1 protein-coding gene is annotated in these 652 nt (G+C 45.9%); it reads right to left on the bottom strand.

Features of this window, described 5'->3' with window-relative positions; genetic code table 11:
• Nucleotides 1-652: Hsp33 family molecular chaperone HslO (hslO, locus tag ACS8FD_RS21515; RefSeq protein ID WP_439277370.1), on the bottom strand; the 652-nt coding region annotated here is incomplete at both ends.

Raw genomic sequence — 652 nt, forward strand, 5'->3', positions numbered from 1 at the left:
CCATCTCTGACTTTTTACGTGAACAAGTACAGCCAAAGGCTAGCTCGACAGGGTTAGGGGCGACGACGTTTTCTTCATTGTACAAACGATACAAGATTTCGTTGGTATCAAGTGTGGTCAGCTCTTCAGCTTTGACCGTACGAGTCAACACACTCAAACGCGTCCACAAATCATCATCGATACCCGCGTCTTCGTTTTGCTGTACTTCATAGGTTTCCTCAGCAGTACGAGGCAGCATTTGTACCAATATACCTCCCGCTTGCAAGCCATCAGATGCCAAATTAATCAGCGTTGGAATTTGTGCAGACTGCTTTTGATAATGGGCCAAGCAGTCAGCCAAATTGTCATGGCTACGCTCAACGATACCTTGATACGCCTCACCGCCATCGGGCTGAATATTAATAAATAACACACCTTGACCCATAGCCCCAAGCTCAGCGAAGGCTTCATTAGCACAGGTCATGTTTTCCCATGCTTGTACTTGCTCATCTGTATCAGCTTTCCAGCTGGCAAGTGCACGAATAATACCGTTTTGATCACATTCAGCCATTGCCCAATTTAGCAAACTGTCACTGTCTGATGATTGTAATTGAATAGATAAGCGGCCGTCTATTTTGACAGTACCGATAAGCAAACTGGCCGCCGTTAGCAT

This window comes from Psychrobacter sp. 1U2, from assembly GCF_051847575.1.